General features: G+C 65.7%; 26 protein-coding genes. 15 read left to right on the top strand and 11 right to left on the bottom strand.

Annotation, left to right across the window (positions count from 1 at the left end; all coding sequences use genetic code 11):
* Positions 1-60: 60 nt before the first annotated feature.
* Genes flhF through OKW27_RS28425 form a run of 3 tightly spaced genes read left to right on the top strand, consistent with a single transcriptional unit; the run spans position 61 to position 3,739 of the window.
* On the top strand, positions 61-2,112 hold the full coding sequence (gene flhF, locus OKW27_RS28435) for a flagellar biosynthesis protein FlhF (RefSeq protein WP_429335466.1): 2,052 nt from the start codon (positions 61-63) through the stop codon (positions 2,110-2,112).
* Positions 2,105-2,974 carry a MinD/ParA family ATP-binding protein gene (locus tag OKW27_RS28430; RefSeq protein ID WP_429335465.1) on the top strand — a complete coding sequence of 290 codons (870 nt, stop codon included), beginning with the start codon at positions 2,105-2,107 and terminating at the stop codon, positions 2,972-2,974. The genes flhF and OKW27_RS28430 overlap by 8 nt, the downstream gene beginning before the upstream one ends.
* 30 nt (positions 2,975-3,004) lie before the next feature.
* Positions 3,005-3,739: an RNA polymerase sigma factor FliA gene (locus tag OKW27_RS28425; protein WP_429335464.1), complete on the top strand. Its 735-nt coding sequence runs from the start codon at positions 3,005-3,007 to the stop codon at positions 3,737-3,739.
* 93 nt (positions 3,740-3,832) lie between these two features.
* Here the strand turns inward: OKW27_RS28425 and OKW27_RS28420 are convergent, their stop codons facing one another.
* From OKW27_RS28420 to flgA, 5 genes are all read right to left on the bottom strand, one after another.
* A complete protein-coding gene (locus OKW27_RS28420; protein WP_090802498.1) occupies positions 3,833-4,243 on the bottom strand; it encodes a type II toxin-antitoxin system HicB family antitoxin in 411 nt (136 codons plus the stop codon).
* The gene (locus OKW27_RS28415) at positions 4,240-4,422 is read right to left on the bottom strand and encodes a type II toxin-antitoxin system HicA family toxin (RefSeq protein ID WP_013090886.1); all 183 of its coding nucleotides are present in this window, start codon (positions 4,420-4,422) and stop codon (positions 4,240-4,242) included. Before OKW27_RS28415 ends, OKW27_RS28420 begins: the two co-directional genes overlap by 4 nt.
* Before the next feature lie 290 nt (positions 4,423-4,712).
* Positions 4,713-5,159 (bottom strand): flagella synthesis protein FlgN, encoded by a 447-nt coding sequence (locus tag OKW27_RS28410; protein ID WP_018418771.1) that lies wholly within the window; start codon positions 5,157-5,159, stop codon positions 4,713-4,715.
* A 94-nt stretch (positions 5,160-5,253) separates the two neighbouring features.
* Entirely contained in the window at positions 5,254-5,613 is a 360-nt protein-coding gene (flgM, locus tag OKW27_RS28405; protein ID WP_090802502.1) for a flagellar biosynthesis anti-sigma factor FlgM, read from the bottom strand.
* Between the two features lie 177 nt (positions 5,614-5,790).
* Positions 5,791-7,266 carry a flagellar basal body P-ring formation chaperone FlgA gene (flgA, locus tag OKW27_RS28400; protein ID WP_429335463.1) on the bottom strand — a complete coding sequence of 492 codons (1,476 nt, stop codon included), beginning with the start codon at positions 7,264-7,266 and terminating at the stop codon, positions 5,791-5,793.
* 218 nt (positions 7,267-7,484) lie between these two features.
* Here flgA and flgB point away from each other — a divergent pair, with 218 nt between their 5' ends.
* From flgB to flgL, 12 genes are all read left to right on the top strand, one after another.
* Positions 7,485-7,985 carry a flagellar basal body rod protein FlgB gene (gene flgB, locus OKW27_RS28395; RefSeq protein ID WP_090802505.1) on the top strand — a complete coding sequence of 167 codons (501 nt, stop codon included), beginning with the start codon at positions 7,485-7,487 and terminating at the stop codon, positions 7,983-7,985.
* A 128-nt stretch (positions 7,986-8,113) separates the two neighbouring features.
* Entirely contained in the window at positions 8,114-8,539 is a 426-nt protein-coding gene (gene flgC, locus OKW27_RS28390) for a flagellar basal body rod protein FlgC (RefSeq protein WP_026225509.1), read from the top strand.
* A gap of 10 nt (positions 8,540-8,549) precedes the next feature.
* Positions 8,550-9,284, top strand: coding sequence for a flagellar hook assembly protein FlgD (locus tag OKW27_RS28385; protein ID WP_090802508.1), 735 nt, complete (start codon positions 8,550-8,552; stop codon positions 9,282-9,284).
* A 43-nt stretch (positions 9,285-9,327) separates the two neighbouring features.
* A complete protein-coding gene (locus OKW27_RS28380; RefSeq protein WP_090802510.1) occupies positions 9,328-10,842 on the top strand; it encodes a flagellar hook protein FlgE in 1,515 nt (504 codons plus the stop codon).
* A gap of 17 nt (positions 10,843-10,859) precedes the next feature.
* Positions 10,860-11,618, top strand: a complete 759-nt coding sequence (flgF, locus tag OKW27_RS28375) for a flagellar basal-body rod protein FlgF (RefSeq protein ID WP_090802512.1) — start codon at positions 10,860-10,862, stop codon at positions 11,616-11,618.
* 104 nt (positions 11,619-11,722) lie between these two features.
* Entirely contained in the window at positions 11,723-12,511 is a 789-nt protein-coding gene (gene flgG, locus OKW27_RS28370; RefSeq protein WP_187612742.1) for a flagellar basal-body rod protein FlgG, read from the top strand.
* A gap of 29 nt (positions 12,512-12,540) precedes the next feature.
* Entirely contained in the window at positions 12,541-13,239 is a 699-nt protein-coding gene (gene flgH, locus OKW27_RS28365; RefSeq protein ID WP_090805528.1) for a flagellar basal body L-ring protein FlgH, read from the top strand.
* A 2-nt stretch (positions 13,240-13,241) separates the two neighbouring features.
* Positions 13,242-14,411 (top strand): flagellar basal body P-ring protein FlgI, encoded by a 1,170-nt coding sequence (locus OKW27_RS28360; protein WP_090802515.1) that lies wholly within the window; start codon positions 13,242-13,244, stop codon positions 14,409-14,411.
* A 12-nt stretch (positions 14,412-14,423) separates the two neighbouring features.
* Entirely contained in the window at positions 14,424-15,428 is a 1,005-nt protein-coding gene (flgJ, locus tag OKW27_RS28355; protein WP_429335462.1) for a flagellar assembly peptidoglycan hydrolase FlgJ, read from the top strand.
* A 355-nt stretch (positions 15,429-15,783) separates the two neighbouring features.
* Positions 15,784-16,557 (top strand): flagellar brake protein, encoded by a 774-nt coding sequence (locus OKW27_RS28350; protein ID WP_184065917.1) that lies wholly within the window; start codon positions 15,784-15,786, stop codon positions 16,555-16,557.
* A 235-nt stretch (positions 16,558-16,792) separates the two neighbouring features.
* A complete protein-coding gene (gene flgK, locus OKW27_RS28345) occupies positions 16,793-18,787 on the top strand; it encodes a flagellar hook-associated protein FlgK (RefSeq protein WP_429335461.1) in 1,995 nt (664 codons plus the stop codon).
* A 9-nt stretch (positions 18,788-18,796) separates the two neighbouring features.
* Positions 18,797-20,023 (top strand): flagellar hook-associated protein FlgL, encoded by a 1,227-nt coding sequence (gene flgL, locus OKW27_RS28340; RefSeq protein WP_429335460.1) that lies wholly within the window; start codon positions 18,797-18,799, stop codon positions 20,021-20,023.
* A 68-nt stretch (positions 20,024-20,091) separates the two neighbouring features.
* On the opposite strand, the gene fliR is transcribed toward flgL, so the two are convergent.
* From fliR to fliM, 6 genes are read right to left on the bottom strand one after another with little or no spacing between them, the layout of a single operon-like run.
* Positions 20,092-20,874, bottom strand: a complete 783-nt coding sequence (gene fliR / locus OKW27_RS28335; RefSeq protein ID WP_184051828.1) for a flagellar biosynthetic protein FliR — start codon at positions 20,872-20,874, stop codon at positions 20,092-20,094.
* A 31-nt stretch (positions 20,875-20,905) separates the two neighbouring features.
* On the bottom strand, positions 20,906-21,175 hold the full coding sequence (gene fliQ, locus OKW27_RS28330) for a flagellar biosynthesis protein FliQ (protein WP_429335459.1): 270 nt from the start codon (positions 21,173-21,175) through the stop codon (positions 20,906-20,908).
* 34 nt (positions 21,176-21,209) lie between these two features.
* On the bottom strand, positions 21,210-22,019 hold the full coding sequence (gene fliP, locus OKW27_RS28325; RefSeq protein WP_184069741.1) for a flagellar type III secretion system pore protein FliP: 810 nt from the start codon (positions 22,017-22,019) through the stop codon (positions 21,210-21,212).
* Positions 22,019-22,546, bottom strand: a complete 528-nt coding sequence (gene fliO / locus OKW27_RS28320) for a flagellar biosynthetic protein FliO (protein WP_429335458.1) — start codon at positions 22,544-22,546, stop codon at positions 22,019-22,021. The genes fliP and fliO overlap by 1 nt, the downstream gene beginning before the upstream one ends.
* Positions 22,543-23,007 carry a flagellar motor switch protein FliN gene (gene fliN, locus OKW27_RS28315; RefSeq protein ID WP_090802529.1) on the bottom strand — a complete coding sequence of 155 codons (465 nt, stop codon included), beginning with the start codon at positions 23,005-23,007 and terminating at the stop codon, positions 22,543-22,545. Before fliN ends, fliO begins: the two co-directional genes overlap by 4 nt.
* The gene (fliM, locus tag OKW27_RS28310) at positions 23,000-23,998 is read right to left on the bottom strand and encodes a flagellar motor switch protein FliM (RefSeq protein WP_090802531.1); all 999 of its coding nucleotides are present in this window, start codon (positions 23,996-23,998) and stop codon (positions 23,000-23,002) included. Before fliM ends, fliN begins: the two co-directional genes overlap by 8 nt.
* Positions 23,999-24,008 lie beyond the last annotated feature (10 nt).

The raw sequence follows: 24,008 nt of genomic DNA, 5'->3' as shown, positions 1-24,008 counted from the left end.
CGCAATGGGAAACGGTGTATTGCCGGTCCGTCAGTCCGTATACCTCATCGGGGGTCCAGCTTGAACATTCGTAAATTTGTCGGTGCTACCAGTCGCGATGCGTTGCGTCTCGTTCGCGAAGCACTTGGCCCCGATGCGGTCGTGCTGTCGAATCGCACGATGGACGACGGCAGCGTCGAAATCGTCGCGCTCGCCGATAGCGACCTCGCCGCGATCACGCCGAAAGCGCGCGAAGGCGCGCAGGCCGCGGCGCTCGGCACGGGCTCAGGTGCGGCATCGACGCAGGCCCCGCGCGGCTTGTTCGCGGCGCCGACGAATCCGTACGCGAGCGCAATGCCGGACGTGTTTTCGTCGGTGTTCGGCGCGAGCCCGGAAGCGGGTGGTGAAGCGACGCCGGCGATCGAGCCGGCGAATGCGGCTGCGGATTTCATGGCCGGCTCGGTGAACAGGACGGCGCTCAATTCGACGCTCAATTCGGCGCTCAGCCAGGCGCTCAGCATGTCCGCGAATCAAGCAGCGTCGGCCGCCGCGTTGCCCGGCAATTCGCCAATCGGCCCGGCGATGCCGGGCGCGAGCGGCGCGTCCGCGGCCATCGCGACAGGCCCCGCGCCCGCCGTGAGCCAGTCGGCGTCCAGCGCGGCCACATCGTTCAACGCACCGGCCACGCCCGCCGCTGCCGCCGCGCCTTCCGGCGCGAGCGCCCGCGCCGCGGCCGCGCGCCTGTCGAAAGACATCCGCGCGGATGTGCTGAAAGCTGCCGGCGTGCCGGTACCGCCGGCTATCGCATCGAACGAAGCCGCCGCGCCGCGCACGATGGCCGAGTCGAATCCGTGGCTCATCGATCACGCGCGCCGCCTCGCAGCCGAGCAGCAGCAACAGAGCGGCCAATACAGCGCGCGTCCCGCCGCGATGACGCCCGCCGTCGCGACCGCCAAAGGCCTCGGCAGCGCGGTCGACGCGCGGCCGGCCGCCGTGCCGCCGGTGATCGACACGCCCGACTGGGCGCGCGAAGCCGCCGAGGTCGCTGCGCGCCGCGCCGCTCAGAAGATCGCGCCCGTGCCGTCCGCTACTGACGAAAGCCGCACGCCGTCCGCCGTCGCCGAAGCGATCAAGGGGCGCATGGAGCAGGTCGTCAAGGACACCGTGATGAACGAGCTGTCGTCGATGCGCGACATGATGGAAGAGCACTTCGCGGGTCTGCTGTGGGGCGATCGACAGCGCCGCAGTCCCGCACGCGCCGCGCTCACCAAGCATCTGTTCGCCGCCGGCTTTTCCGCGCAGCTCGTGCAGATGCTGGTCGACAACCTGCCCGAAGATGTCGACACGATGGATGGCGGCATGGACTGGGTGCGCTCGGTGCTCGAGTCGAACCTGCCGGTGATGGAGGACGAAGACGCGCTGATGGAGCGCGGCGGCGTGTTCGCGCTGATGGGGCCGACCGGCGTCGGCAAGACGACGACCACCGCGAAGCTCGCAGCGCGCTGCGTGATGCGCTTCGGCGCGAGCAAGGTGGCGCTGCTGACGACCGACAGCTACCGCATCGGCGGTCATGAACAGTTGCGCATCTTCGGCAAGATTCTCGGCGTTTCGGTGCATGCGGTGAAGGACAGCGCCGATCTGCAGTTGGCGCTCTCGGAGTTGCGCAACAAGCACATCGTGCTGATCGATACGATCGGTATGAGCCAGCGCGACCGGCTCGTGTCCGACCAGATCGCGATGCTAAGCCGCGCCGGCCAGCCGGTGCAGCGTCTGTTGCTGCTCAACGCGACGAGCCACGGCGACACGTTGAACGAAGTCGTGCAGGCTTATCAGCGCGCGCCGGACCAGCAGCCGCTCGCCGGCTGCATTCTGACCAAGCTCGACGAAGCGACCAACCTCGGCGGCGTGCTCGATACGGTGATCCGCTACAAGCTGCCGGTGCATTACGTATCGACCGGACAGAAGGTGCCGGAGAACCTTTACGTCGCGACGAAGAAATTCCTGATCAAGAGCACCTTCTGCATTCCGCGCGACAGCTCGCCGTTCGTGCCGCACGACGACGACATCCCCGCTTTGCTGTCCTCGCTGTCCGCGCGTTCGACGGCCGAGCTGCACGAGGTTCGCTTTGGATAAGTTCGTTTCGGATCAAGCCGAAGGGTTGCGGCGGCTGCTCGGGCGCGGCGGCGCGCGCGTGATCGCGTTGGCGGGTGCGTCGTCGGGCGTCGGTAATACGACCGTGGCGGTCAACCTCGCCGCGGCGCTCGCACAGCAGGGCAAGGACGTGCTGGTGATCGACGAATGCGTCGGTGAGAAATCGGTGAGCGCGATGCTTGGCGGCTTGCGCGGCGCGGGTAACTTCGCGGCGGTGATGCGCGGCGAGAGCCCGGTCGATTTCGCCGCCGCGCGTCACGCGCTCGGTTTTTCGGTGCTGTCCGCCTCGCGCAACAACCGCGAGGGGCATACGGAGGCCGAACTCGGTGTGCTGCTCGGCGGCTCGGCCGATATCGTGCTGATCGACGCGCAGCTCGACGACGAAGGGCATCTGTCGCCGCTCGCCAGGCAGGCGCATGACGTGATGGTCGTCGCGCGCATGTCGGGCGAGGCGATCACCGAGGCCTATGCGTGCATCAAGCGTTTGCATTACGCGCACGCGATCGCGCAGTTGCGCGTGCTCGCGAATCACGTGCAAAGCGCCAACGACGCGCAGGCCGCGTTCGCGAATCTCGCCGGCGTGGCCGGCCGTTACCTGAGCGTCGCGTTGGAAAGCGCCGGCTGCATTGCGGCCGACGTGCGCATCGCACGGGCACTCGAGCTGTCGCGCTGCGTGGTCGACGCGTTTCCGTCGACACCGGCCGCCCGCGACTTCCGCCATCTCGCCGCCGAATTGCAGTACTGGCCGATGCGGCCAGCGATGTCGTCGCAAACGCCCTGGCGGGCGCCTGCGACAGTTACAGCGGCGCACCACGCCGACCAACCGTCCGCGCATCACGCTTGAAAGGCGTGCACGAAGGACAAGGGGAGCACGATGTACAACGCTCAGGGAAAGATTTCTCAGGCCGAAGTTTTGACGAAGTACGCACCGCTCGTGCGTCGACTCGGCTTGCAGCTTGTCGCGAAAATGCCGGCGAGCGTCGATCTCGACGACCTGATCCAGGCCGGCATGATCGGTTTGCTGGATGCCGCCGGCCGCTACAAGGAAGACCAGGGCGCGCAGTTCGAGACCTATGCCAGCCAGCGGATTCGCGGCGCGATGCTCGACGAGCTGCGCAGCAACGACTGGCTGCCGCGCAGCCTGCGCCGCACGTCGCGCGAAGTGGAATCCGCGGTGCACAAGGTGGAGCAGAACCTCGGCCGCTCGGCGAGCGAGGCGGAGGTCGCCGAGCACCTGCAAATGCCGCTCGACGAATATCAGTCGATGCTGCAGGACCTGCATGGCAGCCAGCTGATCTACTACGAAGACTTCGACCGCTCCGCCGACGACGAACCTTTTCTGGACCGCTACTGCGTCGATCATTCCGATCCGCTCTCGGCGCTGCTCGACGACAGCCTGCGCTCGGCGCTCGTCGAAGCGATCGACCGCTTGCCGGAGCGCGAGAAGTTGCTGATGTCGCTGTACTACGAGCGCGGCATGAATCTGCGCGAGATCGGCGCGGTGATGGAAGTCAGCGAATCGCGCGTGTGCCAGTTGCATAGCCAGGCCGTGGCACGCCTGCGCGCCCGACTGCGCGAAATGGCCTGGGCGAACGCCGAAGCGAACTGACGCCACCGCGGCGCCGGACGCCGTTTTTCAAACGCCGCCTTCAGATGCGGCGGTGCGCCGATGCCGATGCGCGCCTGTGCCGCCTACCGTTGCTCAGGCGTTCGCCATCTCATGCTCGGCGGCGAGCGCGAGAAACGCCGAGCGCGACATACCGCGCGCCTGCGCATACGCGTCGATCTCCTGCACCAGCACCTCGGGCAGCGAGATGTTGATGCGAACCGCCTTCTTCAACGCCGGAATATTGCGCGTCGTCACGAAACCCCATGTGAACCCCGCGAACTCGGGATTGCGCCGATGCTCGCCTAGCGTGAGAGGCTCGGGCAGCGGCAGTCCTTCGTCGAGCAAGGTTTCGAGATGCGATTCGATTGCCTCTTTCGCGTTCACATACGCTTGTTCGAGCGTGTCGCCCGCGGAGTAGCAGCCTGGAATATCGGGCACCACGACGCCGAACGCGTGCGTGTTGTCTCCGGGTTCGATGGCGATCGGAAAGATCAGATGCTTCATTTGAGCCCCGCCTGTTTCAGAATGCTGTTCAGGGTGCCGGCCGGCAAATCTTTTTTCGGATGCGGGACGGTCACGAGCCCCCGTTTTCCCGCGTGCCTGAAATGATGGTGACTGCCCGCTATGCGGACGAGCTGCCAGCCATTCGCTTGAATCAATTTGACGACCTCGGCACTGTTCATACATCATACCCTCTATTATACACACGCCTACACAAACTAACGGGCAAACAAGCTTCCGCCCGTCGAATTGCGGCCGCGTCGAAGCCGCGGCGTTGGCGAAAGCTCGAACGAAGTCACCATTTCAACGTGACGAGGTGGACTAGCGCCAGCTAGCCGAACGGCTAACGCAGCGCGGAACGGACAGGGAAGTGGGTGGACAAGCGGCGGCGGAAAACGAAAAAGCCCGTCGATGACGGGCTTTTTCATTCATTTCGTAGATTGCTCGATTGCAGGCCGGGCAGGCGGGCCGATCAAAGTCCCGAATAAGCCGGAACTCGCCCGTCCGGCCCGTACAGATTCGTCTTGCGCGGCACGTTGACCTGCAGCGCCTTTAGCGCGCGCTCGTTGTAGTCCATCCGCACGCGGATCAGCTCGCCGTTGTTGGTGTTGACGCGCCGCGCGCGATCCGCGGCTTTCTGCAGCAGCTTCCATTGCGTCGCGACGCGCGCGTCGGTGCTGGCCGCGAGCTCCATGCCGGACCAGCCAGTCGGAAAGCCGAGTTCGGCCAGATGCGAGTCGCGCGCGGCTTCGAGCCTCGCGAGCACGCCGATCAGTTCGGTTTTTTTCTCGACGATCGCCGGCAACTGCTCCAGCGGCGAGACCGCCGTCAGCGCTTTGGTTTCGAGAGTGAGGATCGAGGCGAATGCCTCAACGGTCGAATATTCTTCGATCAGGGTAGCAACGAGGGCGTCTTTCATATCAACAACTCGCTACGCACACTGGCTCGCGAACGGCGCGCGAACCGGGTTGGTCGGACGCCGCCCGGCAGATCACCGCGCGGCGAAATGCCGATCAGTTGCCGGTCGACGAGGTTTTGTTCTGCAACAGGTCGCGCGCCGTCTGCAGCACGCCGTCGGCGATCTTGCCGGAGTCGATCTGCAGCTTGCCGTCCTTGATCGCCTGTTTGATCGACTCGACGTGCGCGGTGTCGATGTCGGCCGAGCCGGAGGCCGCGAGGCTGCGCAGATGCTGCGACAGACCCGACAGGCTCACGCTCGTTTCGCCCGACGCGCTGCTCGCGGCCGGCGCGGCCGTGCTCGTCGCGCCCTGGGTGGTGCTGGCTGCCGGCGTGGCTTCGTCGCTCTGTTGCGAACGGGACAAAGCGTCTTTCAACGACGGCAGATTTGAAGAGGTGGTGGGATCGACTTTCACGATTGGCTTCCCTAACGATTTGATCCTGATAACGGCAACCGCTGATCAAAACTTTAGCGCAATCGCTCGACACCCGGCTCGCCGCCAGGTGGCCACCTACCCCGTTCACTCCCCGTCCGTCTGCCCCGGCCACCGGGGCGCCGACCGTTTCGACGATGCTCGTTGCCGCCAGCCCGCTCACATCGGGATCTCCACCGTGCCGCCGTCCTTGACGATGCCGGAGATGATCTGGCCGTTGGCGGTCTTCACGCGCACCTGCTGGCCCGGCGACGCGTTGTTCATCGCGCTGCCCTCGGACGAGATCGAGAAACCGTCGCCGGCCGCGATGACCCGCACGGTCTGGCCGAACACCACCGCCGACGCGCTCTTCAGCATGTCGCGGCGCAGCGGCATGCCGCCCGCGATCCGCGCGAGCGAGACCGAGCCGACCGCCTGCGACGGGTCGGTGACGATCGCCTGCGGCAGGCCGGTCAGGTCGCCTTCGCGCGCGACGAGGTCGGCGGCCGTGAGCACTTCGCCCGGCGCCATCGCGCGGGCGGCGAGGTAGTAGGTCGCATGCAGCGAGATGCGCGCCTGCAGATAGATGGTCCACGGCCGCTCGCCCGCGCAGCGCACGCCGACCGTCAGCCGGCCCCACAGGCGCGCGCCGGTCGGCATGAACGGTTCGAGCGACGTGCACGCGGCGAGGCCGCGCGGAAACGCGGACGCGACAGTGATGTCGGCCTTGCCGGGCAGGCCGACGGCCTGCTGTTGCAGGAACGCGAGCGCGCTCGCGTGAATCGCTTCCGGGTCCTGCTGGCCAGGCAGCGGCGCGGCTTGCGCAGCCGTCGCGGCGGTAGCGGTCTGCGGCGTTCTCTGTGCAATGACGGCCGCCGGCTGGCGCGAGCCAGGCGACGTCGCGGGTGTTCTCGCGATCCCGGGATGCGCCGACTGCGCCGCAGCGGCCGCGATCGGCTTGCCATTCGCGCCGAACTCGGGTGGCTCGCCGCGCGCGGCGAGACTGTCGAAACCGTCGCCTTGCGGCGCACTGGCCGCGACCACGCGCTGATTCGCGACGCTGGCGGCCGGGCCCGCTTCGACATTGACGCGCGCGACGCCCGACGCCCCAGTGCTGGCCGCTGGCGGAATCGTCACGACGCCGTTGGCGTCCGGTTTGAAGTTGGTGCGGATGATGGCCGGCGCGGCGGCAGCGGGCTCGCCGGCGCCCGGAATGACGATCGCGCCGCTTGCGCTCGCGGCGCGCCCGAACGTATCGGTGTCGCGCGACCCGCTCGCGCGGCCGAGCGACTGTGCGGTCGCCGCCGAGAGCGACGCCGCCGACGCGCTGCGCTGCGCCGGCGTCTGAATCCGTTGCGCGAGATCGTTCAGCGCGGCGGGATTTTTCTCGGCGGGCCCGGCAATCACGATCGGACCGCCCGCATCCTGCGCGTGGGTCGTAGCCGGCAGCAACACGATGCCGCCCGCAACCCATACCGCGACGTTGACGGCCGCCCGCGTCAGGCAATGCGCAAGGCAACGCGAGAAAGAGCGCGGTACCGGCTGGGCGAGCGCGCCCTCCGAACCATCGCCCCGTTCATCGACCCGGCCACCCCCCACGCGACGCATCGTCGTGCCGCTCGCCGGCTGCGGCAAGGTGTTGGTGGGCTGGTCCATCGCGGGTCTCCATCGAATGCATCGGTACGCCTTGCATTCTAGTGAGCCCCGCTTTCGCGCAAACGTTGAATAGAAGCCCCCTTTCCCGGTTATTCGTCCGATTGCCGCTTGCGCGCGGCCCATAAGATGCATCACATGCAAAAAGGCCTTCGCAGCCGCCGCGTGTCTCTCACGATGCGCACACGGGACGGCCTTGAAAACGTTCTCGGGAGATTCCGATGCTGGACAAGCTCGATGCCGAATTCGCATTCGGCCGGCAGGCGATGGATGTGCGCGCATACCGGCAGGAACTGCTGTCGTCGAATATCGCGAACGCCGACACGCCCGGCTACAAGGCGCGCGATATCGACTTCGCGTCGTCGCTCGCCGGCGCGCTGAAGAAGACGGGCGGCAGCACCGCGGGCCAAGGCGCATCGAACAGCTCGACGCTCGCGATGACGCAACCCGCGGGCGTGACGAGCGGCATGTCGATGAACACGACCGAGGCCGGCCACATGAGCGGCAAGGCCACGCTGACGGCGACGGGCGGCAGCCCCGACGATTACGGCAACCTGCAATACCGGATTCCGCTGCAGCCGGCACTCGACGGCAACACGGTCGACGTCGACACCGAGCGCGTGCAGTTCGCCGACAACACGGTGCACTTCGAGTCGGGTATGACGGTCGTGTCGAACCAGATCAAGACGATGCTGTCGGCGATCACGTCGGGCTCGTCGTAAGCCGGGCAAGAGCACGGCACCCAGGCAGGGCGCATAGCAGCTGAACACAGGCAGCATGCACGCACGAACAGAAACGCTACGGGACTTAACGTAAAGCCGGTGCGAACCGGCAGGAGAGGTCAGGAAACATGCCATCCCTGATGAACATTTTTGGTGTCGCGGGTTCCGCGATGTCGGCGCAGTCGGAGCGGCTCAACGTGACGGCGTCGAACCTGGCCAACGCGGACAGCACGACGGGCCCCGACGGTCAGCCGTACAAGGCCAAGCAGGTCGTGTTCGCGGTGAGCCCGCTCGGCGGCGCGCGCACACGCTCCGGCCAGCAGGTCGGCGGCGTGCAGGTGACGGGCGTGGTCGACGATCCGTCGCCGATGAAGACCGCGTACGAACCCGGCAATCCGGCCGCCGACGCGAACGGCTACGTGACGCTGCCCAACGTCGACCCGGTGCAGGAGATGGTCAACATGATCTCGGCCTCGCGCTCGTACCAGGCCAACGTCGAAACACTGAACACCGCCAAAACCCTGATGCTGAAAACGCTCACGATCGGAACCTGAGGAGAGAGCCTTGACCACCAACACCACGATCGGCGGCAGCGGCACGACAGTTTCGCCGACGCTGCTCGACACGATGAACGGCACGAGCAGCAGCTCGAGCGCGACCAGCTCGACGAGCAGCACGTCGAGCAGCACGTCGGGCACGTCGGCGGCGGACCTGCAGACCACCTTTCTGCAGCTGCTCGTCGCGCAAATGCAGAACCAGGACCCGACCAATCCGATGGACAGCTCGCAGATGACCTCGCAGCTCGCCCAGATCAGCACGGTGCAGGGCATCAGCCAGCTCAATACGTCGCTCTCCTCGCTGTCGACGCAGCTGTCGGCGGGCCAGCAGTCGCAGGCCGCGCTGCTGATCGGTTCGACCGTGCTCGCACCGGGCAACTCGATCACCGTGGCGAGCGGCAAGACGAACGAGTTCGGCGTCACGCTCGCGAACTCCGTCAGCGACCTGCAGATCGTCGTGAAGAACTCGGCCGGCACGATCGTCAACACGCTCGATCTCGGCAAGCAGTCGGCCGGCACGATTCCGGTTGGCTGGACGCCGACCGATTCGGCGGGCAACACGCTCCCCGACGGCACCTACACGATCACCGCGACAGGCACGATCAACGGCCAGCAGGCGACGGCTACCACGCTCACCGGCGCGACGGTGGAAAGCGTCGTCCAGCAGAGCAGCGGCACGCCGGGCCTCGTGCTGTCGAACGGCTCGACGGTCGACCTGACCGGCGTCGCAGCGATCCTGTAGTCCGGATCCATTCAGTTACGACTTTACAGATACGGAGTACGTCATGAGTTACCAAACAGGTTTGAGCGGTCTGTCGGCGTCGTCTAGCGATCTCGACGTGATCGGCAACAACATCGCCAACGCCAACACCGTCGGCTTCAAGAGCGGCACCGCGGAATTCGCCGACATGTACGCCAATTCGGTCGCGACCGCGACGAGCCAGCAGATCGGTATCGGTACGCAACTCTCCGAAGTGCAGCAGCAATTCTCGCAAGGCACGCTCACGACGACGAACCAGGCGCTGAACGTCGCGATCAACGGCAACGGCTTCTTCCAGATGTCGAACAACGGCACGCTGACCTATTCGCGCAACGGCGTGTTTCAGCTCGACAAGAACGGCTTCATCACGAACGCGCAGGGCCTCGATCTGATGGGCTACGCGGCCAATAGCTCGGGCATCGTCAACACCGCGCAGACCGTGCCGCTGCAGGTGCCAACCGCGAACATCGCGCCGCAGGCGACCACCTCGATCACCGCGGGCCTGAACCTGAACGCGCAGGACAACATCATGCTCGGCGCGCCGACCGCGACGCCGGGCGGCACCAACGCCGGCACGCTGAACACGACCGGCGCGACGATCACCAACGCGGCAGCGGGCACCAACACCGACCAGTACACGATCAACTTCACGAGCCCGACCACCTACACGGTCACGGACAACACGCTCGGCACGACCACGGCGTCGCAGCCCTACACGGCCGGCACCGCGATCACGCTCGGCAACGGCGAGAGCATCACGTTCAGCGGCGCGCCGGTGGCCAACGACAGCTACACGATCACGCAGAACCCGACCACCTTCAACCAGAACAGCTCGTCGACCTACAACTACTCGACGAGCACGACCGTCTACGACACGCTCGGCGGCTCGCAGACCGTCAATATGTACTTCGCGAAAACGGGCTCGGGCACGTGGAACGTGTACGCGGGCCCGTCGACCGGCACCGCTTCCCTGATCGGCACGGCGAACTTCAATTCATCGGGCACGCTGGTCAGCACGACCGACGCGACGACCGGCCTCGCGACCGCGACGCTCGGCGCGTTCACGATGTCGATCCCGACCACCGACGGTTCGGGCACGCCGCAGAACGTCACGCTGAACATGGCCGGCACCACGCAGTACGGCGGCAAGGACGGCGTGAACAGCCTGTCGACCGACGGCTACGCGGCGGGCCAGCTGACGAGCTTCACGGTCGGCTCCGACGGCACGCTGACGGGCAACTACTCGAACGGGCAGACCGCGGCGCTCGGCCAGATCGTGCTCGCGAACTTCTCGAACCAGAACGGCCTCGTCGACCTCGGCAACAACGAGTACGGCCAGACGGCCGCCTCGGGCGTCGCGCAGATCTCGACGCCGGGCTCGACCAATCACGGCGTGCTGCAAGGCGGCGCGGTCGAGAACTCGAACGTCGATCTGACGAGCGAGCTGGTCAACCTGATCACCGCGCAACGCAACTATCAGGCGAACGCGCAGACGATCAAGACCCAGCAGGCCGTCGACCAGACCCTGATCAACCTGTAAGCGAACGGGACCTCTTCATGGATCGGCTGATCTACACCGCGATGTCGGGCAGCGCGCAGGCGCTCGAACAGCAGGCGATCGTCGCGAACAACCTCGCGAACGCGTCGACCACGGGCTTTCGCGCGCAGCTCGAAACCTACCGCGCCGTGCCGATGTCGTTCGGCGACGGCAGCGCGATCAACGACGACACGACCCGCACCTTCGTGCTGTCGTCGACACCGGGCGCCGACTACACGCCGGGGCCGATCCAGCAGACGGGCAATCCGCTCGACGTCGCGATTCAGGGGCCGGGCTGGCTGTCGGTGCAGACCGCCGACGGCAACGAGGCCTACACGCGCGCGGGCAATCTGCACATCGACGAAAACGGCCAGCTCGTGAACGCGACCAATCAGGTCGTGCTCGGCAACGGCGGGCCGGTATCGGTGCCGCCGGGCGCGCAGATCACGATCGGCAAGGACGGCACGGTGTCGGCGCTGACGCCGGGCGATCCGCCCACCGCTGTGGTCACCGTCGATCAGCTGAAGCTGGTCAATCCCGATCCGCAGTCGCTCACGCGCGGCGATGACGGTCTGTTTCGCACCGCCGACGGCAATCCCGCCGACGCCGATCCGACCGTGACGCTCGCGCCGGCGTCGCTCGAAGGCAGCAACGTGAATCCGGTCAGCGCGATGGTCTCGATGATCACCAACGCGCGCCAGTTCCAGATGCAGACGCAGTTGCTGGAAAACGCCGACAAGAACGATCAGTCCGCCAACCAGCTGCTCAGCTTCAGCTAACGGATTGCCACGGGGCGCCCTACGAGGCGCGCTCCGAGACCGCTTTGCATGGGCCCGGAGCAAGCGCTAAAGCGCCAACTCCGCCCGACATTGGAGAACCATAAGTGAACCGCTCACTGTATATCGCCGCCACCGGCATGAATGCGCAACAGGCGCAGATGGACGTGATCTCGAACAACCTCGCGAACGTCAGCACCAACGGCTTCAAGGGCTCGCGCGCGGTGTTCGAGGATCTGCTGTACCAGACCATCCGCCAGCCGGGCGCGAACTCGACGCAGCAAACCGAACTGCCGTCCGGCATCCAGCTCGGCACCGGCGTGCAACAGGTCGCGACCGAGCGTCTGTACACGCAGGGCAACCTGCAGCAGACCGGCAACTCGAAGGACGTCGCGATCAACGGCGGGGGCTTCTTCCAGGTGCAGATGCCCGACGGCACGACCGCCTACACGCGCGACGGCTCGTTCCAGACCAACGCGCAGGGTCAGCTCGTCACGTCGAGCGGCTACCAGGTGATTCCGGCGATCACGATCCCGACCAATGCCACCTCGCTGACGATCGGCAGCGACGGCGCGGTGTCGATCACCGTGGCCAACTCGAGCAATACGCAGCAGCTCGGCACGATGCAGCTCGCGACCTTCATCAACCCGGCCGGCCTCGACGCCAAGGGCGAGAACCTGTTTTCGGAGACGGCGTCGTCGGGTGCGCCGAACGTGTCGCAGCCGGGTCTGAACGGCGCGGGCACGCTCAACCAGGGTTACGTGGAAGCGTCGAACGTGAACGTCGTGCAGGAACTGGTGAACATGATCCAGACGCAGCGCGCGTACGAAATCAACAGCAAGGCCGTGACGACCTCCGACCAGATGCTGCAGACCTTGAGCCAGATGCAGGTTTGAGGACTGGAAATTTAAGGCGGTAAACGATGATGTCGCACTCCACTCGCACTCCGGTTCATTCGCGCACGGCCGAGGCGCTCGTGCAGCTCGCGCTGCTCGCCGCGCTCGGCGGCTGCGCCCAACTGCCGAGGGAACCGATCACCCAGCAGCCGATGAACGCGGTGCCGCCGATGCCACCGCAGGCGCAGGCGCCGGGCTCGATCTACAACCCGGGCTTCGCGGGTCGGCCGCTGTTCGAAGACCAGCGGCCACGCAACGTAGGCGACATCATCACGATCGTGATCGCCGAGAACATCAACGCAACGAAGAACTCGGGCGCGAATGCGAGCCGCGACGGCAGCACGAACTTCAGCGTGCCGACCGCGGGCTTTCTCGGCGGCCTGTTCGCCAAGACCAACCTGAACGCGACCGGCGCCAACGGCTTTACCGGCACCGGCGGCGCGAACGCGTCGAATACGTTCAACGGCACGATCACCGTGACCGTGACCGGCGTGCAGGCGAACGGCAACCTGATCGTGAGCGGTGAGAAACAGATGCTGATCAATCAGGGCAATGAATTCGTGCGCTTTTCCGGTGTCGTGAATCCCAACACGATTTCGAGTCTGAACGCCGTGTACTCAACCCAGGTCGCCGACGCGAAAATCGAATACTCCGCGAAGGGTTACATCAACGAAGCGGAGACCATGGGCTGGCTGCAGCGGTTCTTCCTCAACGTGGCGCCGTGGTGATCATGGGTACCGTCTTCAACACGCTGTCGCGCGCGGGCCGCGCACTGATGTTCGTCGCGCTCGCCTGCGCGGCGCTGCCGGCCGCGACGCCGGCGCACGCGGAGCGCCTGAAGGACCTCGTGCAGATTCAGGGCGTGCGCGACAACCCGCTGATCGGCTACGGCCTCGTGGTCGGCCTCGACGGCACCGGCGACCAGACCACGCAGACACCGTTCACGACGCAGACGCTCGCGAACATGCTCGCGAACCTCGGCATCTCGATCAACAACCAGGCGGCGGGCTCCAGCAACTCGCAGTCGTCGCTGTCGAACATCCAACTGAAGAACGTCGCCGCGGTGATGGTGACCGCGGTGCTGCCGCCGTTCGCGCGGCCGGGCGAAGCGATCGACATCACGGTGTCGTCGCTCGGCAATGCGAAAAGCCTGCGCGGCGGCACGCTGCTGCTCACGCCGCTGAAGGGCGCCGACGGCCAGGTGTATGCGCTCGGCCAGGGCAACGTCGCCGTGGGCGGCGCGGGCGCGAGCGCGAACGGCAGCAAGGTGCAGGTCAACCAGCTCGCCGCGGGGCGCATCACCAGCGGCGCGATCGTCGAGCGCTCGGTGCCGACGGCGGTGTCGCAGGGGGGCACCATGCAGCTCGATCTGAACGACATGGACTACGACACCACGCAGCGCGTCGTCGCGGCGATCGACAACGCGTTCGGCAGCGGCACCGCGACCGCGCTCGACGGCCGCACGATCCAGCTGCGCGCGCCGGCCGATCCGCAGCAGCAGGTCTCGTTCATGGCGCAATTGCAGAACCTCCAAGTGCGGCCCGGGCAGGCCGCCGCGAAGGTCATCCTGAACGCCCGCACCGGCTCGATCGTGATGAACCAGATGGTCACGCTGCAGAACTGCGCGGTCGCGCACGGCAATCTGTCGGTCGTGATCAATACGCAGCCGGTGGTGAGCCAGCCGGGCGCGTTCTCGAACGGCCGCACGGTGGTCGCGCAGCAGTCGCAGATCCAGATGAAGCAGGACAACGGCTCGCTGAAACTCGTGAACGCCGGTGCGAACCTCGCCGAAGTGGTGAAAGCGCTCAACGCGCTCGGCGCGACGCCCGCGGATCTGATGTCGATCCTGCAGGCCATGAAAGCAGCCGGCGCATTGCGCGCCGACCTTGAAATCATCTAAGGAGCACGCGAGATGAATTCCGATACGACCAATAGCGTCAACTCCGCCAACGATCTGACCAGCCGGTTCGCGCTCGACGTGCAGGGCTTCGGCGCACTCAGCGCGCAGGCGAAGGCCTCGCCGCAAGCCGGCATGAAGATGGCCGCGCAGCAGTTCGACGCCGTGTTCACGCAGATGATGTTGAAGAGCATGCGCGATGCAACGCCGCAGGACGGTCCGTTCGATTCGCACGACACGGCGACGTTCACGTCGATGATGGATCAGCAGATGGCGCAGCAGCTGTCGAAGAAGGGCATCGGCGTCGCCGACGCGATGCTCAAGCAGCTGATGCGCAACCAGGGCATGCAGGTGGGTGGCGCGAACGGCGCGGGCGCGGCGGGTGGTCTCGCCGGCATGGCCAACGCGCTCGGCGGCGGTAGCGGCGGCGACGAAGGCCAGAGCGCGGCGCTCAACGCGCTCGCGCGTGCCTACGGCAACGCCCAGGCCAACGGTCAGCTCGGGCTCGGCCGCGCCTACTCGGCCAATAGCGCGCTGACGCCGCCGGTGCGCGGCGACGGCAGCTCGTCGAAGGTCGACGCCTTCGTCGACAAGCTCGCCACGCCGGCGCAGGCCGCGAGCGCGGCGACCGGCATTCCGGCGCGTTTCATCATCGGTCAGGCCGCGCTCGAATCGGGCTGGGGCAAGAGCGAGATCAAGAAGGCCGACGGCTCGACGAGCCACAACGTGTTCGGCATCAAGGCGGGCAACGACTGGACCGGCAAGACCGTGTCGACGGTCACGACCGAATACGTGAACGGCAAGCCGCAGCGCACGGTCGAGAAATTCCGCGCGTACGACTCATACCAGGAAGCGATGGCCGATTACGCGAGCATGTTGAAGAGCAATCCGCGTTACGCGCAGGTGATCAATTCGTCGCGCGACGTGCACGGTTTTGCGAACGGCATGCAGCGCGCCGGTTATGCAACCGATCCGCATTACGCGAAAAAGCTGCTGTCGATCATGCAGAAAATGGGCTGATTAAAAATAACGCACGCGACGGGCATTAAAGCGGTTTTAAAGATGTCGGTAAAAGCGGCGATAAAGGCAGCAGAAAAACCGGCATCGGTAAAAAGCTCCGCAGGGTCCGGGGCGAGCAAGGTCGCGGAAAAATAGGGTAGATACGCTTTTAACGTTTGCGCGAAATTTTCCGGCGAATATTTAAATTGAGCCCCTAAATTTTGGCTCGATGCTGCCGCTAACGAGTTAGACCCGATACCGGAATAGCGCTGTAAGGTCCGGTCGAACGCGTGTGTTGCGGCTTTGCATGAAGACCCTCAGAGTCCATGACTAGGCCCTGGCACGTGCCCGCAAGAACATGCTTACCGGCAAGCCCATGGATATGAACCAGTCGAACGGCCTGACTGACACGAACGGTCAGCCGCACGTCCCGCAAAACGAGAGCGCTTCCGATTTCGGCCGCCGCAATCCGCTGGAAATCGGCGTGCAGCTGCGCAATATCGTCAATCGCGGCGATTTCCTCACCGTCGAATATGCGGGCGGGCAGATCGTCACGCGCCTGCTCGACGTCGACGTGCGCGAGCGCACCTTCACCTTCGATTGGGGCGCGCTCGCCGATCAGAACAAGGGGCTGCTCAACGCGCCGCGCTGCCAGTTCCACGCGTCGCCCGACGGCGTGCGCGTCGAGTTCACGACCCCGACGCCACGCGAGACGCGCTTCGAGGGAATGCCGGCGTTCGAGGCCGACTTCCCCGAGGTGCTGTTCTACGTGCAGCGCCGCGAGTACTTCCGCGTCGCCGCGCCGATTCTCGACCCGTTCATGTGTACGGGCCGCCTGCCCGAGGGCGACACATTCCGCTTCGAGGTGCACGACCTGTCGCTCGGCGGCGTCGGGATGCGCACGACCGACCTGCGCGTCGCCGCCCTGCCGATGGGCGCGCGCCTGATGGACTGCGAGCTCACGCTCGGCGCGCTCGGCCGTCTGTCGCTCGATCTGCAGCTCGTGTCGCATCGCTCGCTCGCGCTGCCGAACGGCACGCAGCGCTATCAGCTCGGCTTCCGTTTCCTGTCGCTGCCGGGCAGCGCGGAAAACACGCTGCAGCGGCTGATCACGCAGCTCGAAATGAAGCGCCGCTCGCTGGCGCGCTGAGCGGCGAGCCAACGCGCGGTGCCGTGCGCGTGACGCCCGGCACCGCGCGAACGCTTTGGCCGACGAAGCAAACGTTGCACTCGCGTCGGAGGCAACGGCGCGGCAAGGTCGCGCAAACGTCGCGGCGAGCGCAAACGAAGTGGCATGGCCCTCAATTTTTCGCACGTCGGGCCGTTAAAGAGGATGTTCCACTAACGCGGTGGCATGTCTGCGATGCCGCCCTTCAGGATGACGCATGTCCAGCAATCTGTTGAATATCGGCCTTAGCGGACTCAACGCGGCCCAGTGGGGTTTGACGACGACTGGTGAGAACATCAGCAACGCGTCGACACCCGGCTATACGATGGAAACCCCGGTGTATTCGGAGACAGGCGGCACGTATACCGGCTCCGGCTACCTGCCGATGGGCGTCTCCACCGACACCGTGACGCGCGCGTACAGCCAGTACCTGACGACCCAGCTGAACAACGCGCAGTCGTCGAGCAGCGCGCTCACCGCGTACAACACGATGATCACCCAGCTCAACAACCTCGTCGGCAGTCCGACCGCCGGGATTGCGAGCGCGATCAGCGGTTACTTCACGGGGCTGCAGAACGTCGCCAACAACGCGTCGAGCGTGTCGGCGCGGCAGACCGCGGTCAGCGACGCGCAGACGCTCGCGAACCAGATCAACGCGGCGGGCCAGCAGTACGACCAGTTGCGCTCGAGCGTCAACACGCAGCTGAGCAACTCTGTTGCGCAGATCAACACCTACACCGCGCAGATCGCGTCGCTGAATACGCAGATCACGCAGGCGAGCAACCAGGGCCAGCCGCCGAACCAGCTGCTCGACGCACGCGACCAGGCGGTGTCGAACCTGTCCCAGCTGATCGGCGTGTCGGTCGTGCAGGACAACGGCAGCTATAGCCTGTTCATGTCGAGCGGACAGCCGCTCGTGCTGGCCGGCAACAGCTTCAATCTCGGCACGGCGACTTCGTCGGGTGATCCGAGCGAGCTGTCGGTCCAGTATCTCGGCCAGGCCGGGGCAAAGCCGACACCGACGCCGCAGACGCTGTCCGACACGAGCGTGTCCGGCGGCACGCTGGGCGGACTGCTGCAATTCCGTTCGCAAACGCTCGATCCGGCCGAGGCGCAACTCGGCGCGATCGCGACCAGCTTCGCCGCGCAGGTCAATGCGCAGAACGAACTCGGCCTGACGCTGAACGGCACCGCGGGCGGCGCGCTGTTCACGGTCGGCTCGCCGACCGTGTACGCGAACTCGCAGAACACCGGCAACGCTACGCTCGGCGTCTCGTTCGCCGACGCGACCCAGCCGACCACGGGCGACTACACGCTCTCGTACGACGGCAGCACCTACACGCTGACCGACAACCAGACCGGCAGCATCGTCGGTTCGGCGGCGAACCTGACCAACCCGATCGGCGGCCTGCAGTTCTCGGTCGCGAGCGGCACGATGAAGGCCGGCGACTCCTTCTCGGTCGAACCGACCCGCGGCGCGCTCGACGGCTTCGCGCTGACCACCACGTCGGCGTCGGCAATCGCGGCCGCGGCGCCGGTGCTCGCGTCGGCGTCGACGTCGAACACCGGCACCGGGACGATCACGCAAGGCACGGTATCTGCCGGCTACAGCGCGCCGACCAGCACCTCGACGATCACTTACACCGCGGGCACCGGCCTGACCGGCTTCCCGGTCGGCACGGTGGTGACAGTCGCCGGCTCGCCGTCCACGCAGTACACGATCAGCTCGGCGACGACCGCGGTGCCATACTCGCCGAGCTCGGGCGCGACGCTGACGATCACCAACCCGAGCAATTCGACGGGCGCGGGCGTGATGAACAACGTGACGGTCACGATCAGCGGCACGCCCGCCAACGGCGACTCGTTCACGATCGGACCGAACACCGGCGCGACCAACGACGGCCGCAACGCGCAACTGCTGTCGAACCTGACTTCGGCGCAGGCGCTCAACGGCGGCACCTCGACGCTGACGGGCGCGTACGCGAGCTACGTCAACAACATCGGCAACCAGACCACGCAGATCCAGACCTCGGCGACCGCGCAAAGCACGCTCGTCACGCAGATCACGTCGGCGCAGCAGTCGGTGTCGGGCGTCAATATCAATGAGGAAGCGGCCAACCTGCTTCAGTACCAGCAGCTCTATCAGGCCAACAGCAAGGTCATCCAGACGGCGCAGACGCTGTTCCAGACTTTGCTTGGCATCTTCTCGTAAGGCGGAACCATGCGAATTTCGACCCAGCAGTACTTCAGCATGAACGTCGCGAACATGAGCAATCAGCAGGCTCAGTTGTCGCAGATCTATCAGGAAATCTCGAGCGGCCAGAGCCTGACCACGCCCGCCGACAATCCGCTCGGCGCCGCGCAGGCCGTGCAGCTCAGCTCGACGGCGTCCGCGCTGTCGCAGTACGCGACGAACCAGAACGCGGCGCTCACGTCGTTGCAGGCCGAGGACTCGACGCTCTCCAACGTCATTACGACGTTGCAAAGCGCGAACACGTTAGGCCTGCGCGCCGGCGACGGCAGTTTGAACGACGCCGACCGCACGGCGATCGCCGCGCAGCTGATCGCCCTGCGCGACCAGCTCGTCACCTCCGCGAATGCGACCGACAGCTCGGGCAACGCGCTGTTCGCCGGTTTCCAGAATTCGACCCAGGCCTTCACGACCGATGCGGCCGGCAACGTCAACTATACGGGCGACACGGGCACGCGCACCGTGCAGGTCACCGGCAGCAACGCGGTCTCGACCGGTGACAATGGGCTGTCGGTGTTCATGAGCGTCGGCGCGACCAACGCGCAGCCGATCGCCTCGGGCGACCCGGCCAATACCGGCAGCGGCGTGATCGGCGCGGTGTCGGTCAAGGATCCGACCAACGCGGGGAACGCGGACTCGTACCAGATCCAGTTCAGCGGCAGCGGCAGCTCGCTCACCTACACGGTCACTGACACGACGACCGGCGTCGCGGGCACGGCGCAGCCGTACACGGCGGGCTCGGACATCACGATCGCGGGCCAGACCGTCGAAATCACAGGCACGCCGGCGGCCAACGACAAATTCACGGTGCAGCCGGCCAACCAGGCGGGCACCAACGTGTTCGCGAACCTGAACGCGATGATCGCCGCGCTCCAGCAGCCGGTGAGCGGCAACCCCGCGGCCTCGGCGAACCTGCAGAACGCGTTGAATACGGGCCTGTCGCAGCTTGGCAACACGCTGAACAACGTCACCTCGGTACAGGCATCGGTCGGCGGCCGCGAGCAGGAAGTCAAGGCGCTGCAAACGGTTACGGAGACCAACTCACTGCAAACGCAAAGCGATCTCGCGGACCTGACCCAGACCGACATGGTCTCGACGATCAGCAAGTACTCGATGGAGCAGGCGGCCTTGCAGGCTTCGCAGCAAGCGTTCGTGCAGATCCAGAACATGTCGCTGTTCCAGTACATCAACAGCTGATGCCGCTCCCGGCGGCGCAATAAAGAAACCGGCGCGAGCCGGTTTTTTTATGTCCGCGATTTTCGGCGTTATCTCAGCGCCGCCGCGACCCGTCCCATCTCATCGATGCCGTTATCGAACAAGCGCACGAAGAACGGGATCATGTTCGGCAGCATCAGCTGCACGAGCAGCAGGCCGACCAGCATCGTCAGCGGAAAGCCGATCTGGAACACGCCGATCTGCGGCGCCGCGCGATTGAGAATGCCGAGCGCGAGGTTCGCGATCAGCAGTGCGACGACGACCGGCAACGCGAGCAGCAGCCCCGCCGAGAAGATCGAGCCGCCCCAGTTCGCGAGCGTCTGCCAACCGTGCGGCGCGAGCAGGTTCGCCGACACCGGCACCGACTGGAACGTCGTCACGAGCGCGGCGATCATCTGCAGATGACCGTCGACGGCGAGAAACACCAGCGTCGCGATCGTCGTCATGTAGCGTGAGATCACGACGCCCGAGCCGGTCGCCTGCTGGTCGAAGAAGGTCGCGAAGCCAAGGCCCATGCCGAGGCCGATGAAGTAGCCGGTCGCGTCGATCGCCTGGAACACGACCTGCATCGTCACGCCGAGCGCGATGCCGATCAGGAACTGGTTGACGAGAATCCACACGCCGGCCGCGGAAAACACGGTGACCTGCGGCAGCGCGCCGATCGTCGGGGCGACGATGATCGTCGCGAACGCGGCGAGACCGATTTTCACGCGCGAGGGCAGCGACATGTTGCCGAGCACCGGCGCGGTCGCGATCAGCGCGGCGATGCGCGCGAACGGCCACAGGAACGCGGTCAGCCAGACGTTCAGTTGCGCGTAGGTGACCGTGAACATGGAGTGGGGAGGGCAGGCGTGCCAGCGGCGCTCAGTTGACGAGCGTCGGAATGCTGGTGATCGTGTGGCGCAGATAGTCGAGCATCGTGGTCAGCATCCATGGTCCGGCGATCACCAGCGTGAGCGCGATCGCGAGCAGCTTCGGGATGAACGACAGCGTGCTTTCGTTGATCTGCGTGGCCGCCTGGAACAGGCTCACGATCAGACCGACGACGAGCGCGACGAGCAGCAGCGGGGCGGCCAGCACGAGGCCGACGTACATGGCCTGGTGGGCCAGCGTCATGACTGCTTCGGGTGTCATCGTGAGTGCCTGAGGAACAAGGAGTCAAAAAATATCAGACGAAGCTCTGCGCGAGCGAGCCGAGCAGCAACTGCCAGCCGTCGACGAGCACGAACAGCATCAGCTTGAACGGCAGCGAAATCGTCGCCGGCGACACCATCATCATGCCCATCGACATCAGCACGCTCGCGACCACCATGTCGATGATCAGGAACGGAATGAAGATCGTGAAGCCGATCGTGAAGCCGGTCTTCAACTCGCTCGTCACGAACGACGGCACCAGCAGCGACAGCGGCACGTCTTCGGGCCCCTGCATCGGCGCCGCGTGCGAGATGCGCGCGAACAGCGCAAGGTCGCTTTCGCGGGTTTGACGCAGCATGAAGGTCTTGAACGGCGCGACGCCGCGCGCCACCGCCTGATCCATCGACATCGTGCCTTCGGAGAACGGCTTGTAACCTTCGTTATAGGCTTTATCGAGCACCGGCGACATCACGAACAGCGTCAGAAACAGCGCGAGACCGACGACCACCTGGTTCGGCGGCGTCGTGGTCGTGCCGAGCGCCTGGCGCAGCAGCGACAACACGATCACGATGCGCGTGAAGCTCGTCATCATCAGCACCATCGCGGGCAGGAACGACAGCATCGTGAGCAGCAGCATCGTCTGCACGCTCAGCGAGTAGGTCGTGCCGCCGTTGGGGCCGGGGCTCGTCGTGAACGCCGGCAGGCCGGCGGTTTGCGCGAAAGACAGCGTCGGCAGCGCGAACAGCAGTGCCGGCAGCGCGAGTTGAAGCGCTGCGGGGAGCGCCCGCCCCGCACGGCGCGTAAGCGTGAAGAACCAGGCTGACTGCCTGAAACTGACCTGCATTACCGATCCCCGCCGCGGTGCGCGTTGAAACGTTTGCCCACTTCGCCCTTCAGGGCGTCGCGAAAGCGTTGACCAAAAGTGCCGGAAAGCGGTGCTGGCGAAGCGGCAACCGTATCGGCCGCGACGGAACCCGCCGGCATCGTATGCAGCAGCCGCACGTTGCCGGGCGCGGCGCCGAGCACGAGCCACGTATCGCCGATCTCGACGACCGCGACGCGTTCCTTGCCACCGAGCGAAGCGCCGCCGACCGTCTTCACAAGAGCGCCGCGCTGGCCCGGTTGCAGGCCGAAGCGTCGCGCGAGCCACGCGCAGCCGAACACAAGGCCGATCACGACCGCGAGCCCGACGAAGGTTTGCAGGACCGCGCCGACGCCGAGCGCCGGCACCGCGCTACCCGCGCCGACACCGGAGGCGATCTTCGCGGCGTTGTTGACCGCGTTCATGTCGGCGGCGTGCGCGACGGTGGACGCGACGGTGGACGCGAAAAGCGACGCGAGCAGCACGCCGCGACCTGCCAAACGTTTCATCGATTGAGTTTCCGGATGCGTTCGGACGGCGTGATGATGTCGGTCAGCCGGATACCGAACTTGTCGTTGACGACCACCACCTCGCCCTGCGCGATCAGGCAGCCGTTGACGAGCACGTCCATCGGCTCGCCGGCCATGCCGTCGAGTTCGACGACCGAGCCCTGCGCGAGCTGCAGCAGGTTACGGATCGCGATCTTGGTGCGGCCGAGTTCGACCGTCATCTGGACGGGAATGTCCAGGATCATGTCGATGTCGTTGTGCGTCGAGGTCGGCGCGGCCTTCGACAGCGGCTGGAACACGGCGCCCGCGGCCGGGTTGATTTCGTCGTTGCCGTTCTGCTCGGCGAGTGCGCTTGCCCAGTCGGCCATCGCCGCGTCGTCTTCCACGGCGGACAGCTCGCCGGCGGCGAGTTGCTCGGCTGCCGCGAGATCGGTTTCGGGCTTTGCGTTCAGGTCACTCATATCCACCTTCCTTCATCGTGTCGGCTGCGCTGATCATCTTCTGGACCCGCAACGCGTACTGACCATTGAAAATTCCGTAGCCGCACTCCATCACCGGCACACCGTCCACTTTCGCGGTGATGTGCTCGGGGATGTTGATCGGCAGAACATCGCCTTTGCGCATGTTCAGGATCTGTTCGAACGTGACCGGCACCTGCGCGAGATCGGCGCTCAGCTGCACTTCGGCGGCCTGCACCTGCTGCGACAGCACGCGCACCCAGCGTCGGTCGACGTCCATCGCCTCGCCCTGGATCGGCGACGAGAGAATGTCGCGGATCGGCTCGATCATCGAGTAGGGCATGCAGATGTGCAGCGTGCCGCCCGTCGAGCCGAACTCGATCGAGAACTGCGTGACGATGACGATTTCGTTCGGCGTCGCGACGTTGGCGAACTGCGTGTGCATTTCCGAGCGCACGTATTCGAACTGCAGCGGACGCACGCTCTTCCACGACGCCGCGTAGTGCTCGAACGTCAGATTGAGCAGCTTCGTGATGATGCGCTGCTCGGTCTGCGTGAAATCGCGTCCTTCGACGCGCGTATGGAAACGGCCGTCGCCGCCGAACAGGTTGTCGACCACGAAGAACACGAGGTTCGGATCGAACACGAACAGCGACGTGCCGCGCAGCGGCTTCACGTGGACCAGGTTCAGGTTGGTCGGGATCGGCAGGTTGCGCGTGAACTCGCTGTACTTCTGCACCTTCACCGGGCCGACGGAAATTTCCGCCGAGCGCCGCATGAAGTTGAAAATGCCGACGCGCAACAGGCGCGCGAAGCGGTCGTTGATGATTTCGAGGCCCGGCATCCGGCCACGGACGATACGTTCCTGCGTCGCGATGTTGTACGGCCGCACGCCCGTGCGGTCGGTTTGCTCGGATTCCGTGTCGGATTCGCCGGTGACGCCCTTCAGAAGGGCATCGACCTCCTCCTGGGACATGAACTCTTCGTGGCCCATTGCTTATTCC

Origin of the sequence: Paraburkholderia sp. 35.1, assembly GCF_050436525.1 — a bacterium.
Classification (GTDB): Bacteria; Pseudomonadota; Gammaproteobacteria; order Burkholderiales; family Burkholderiaceae; genus Paraburkholderia; species Paraburkholderia tuberum.
The sequence above is the reverse complement of the archived record's forward strand: the minus strand, read 5'-3'. Positions and strand labels throughout refer to the sequence as shown.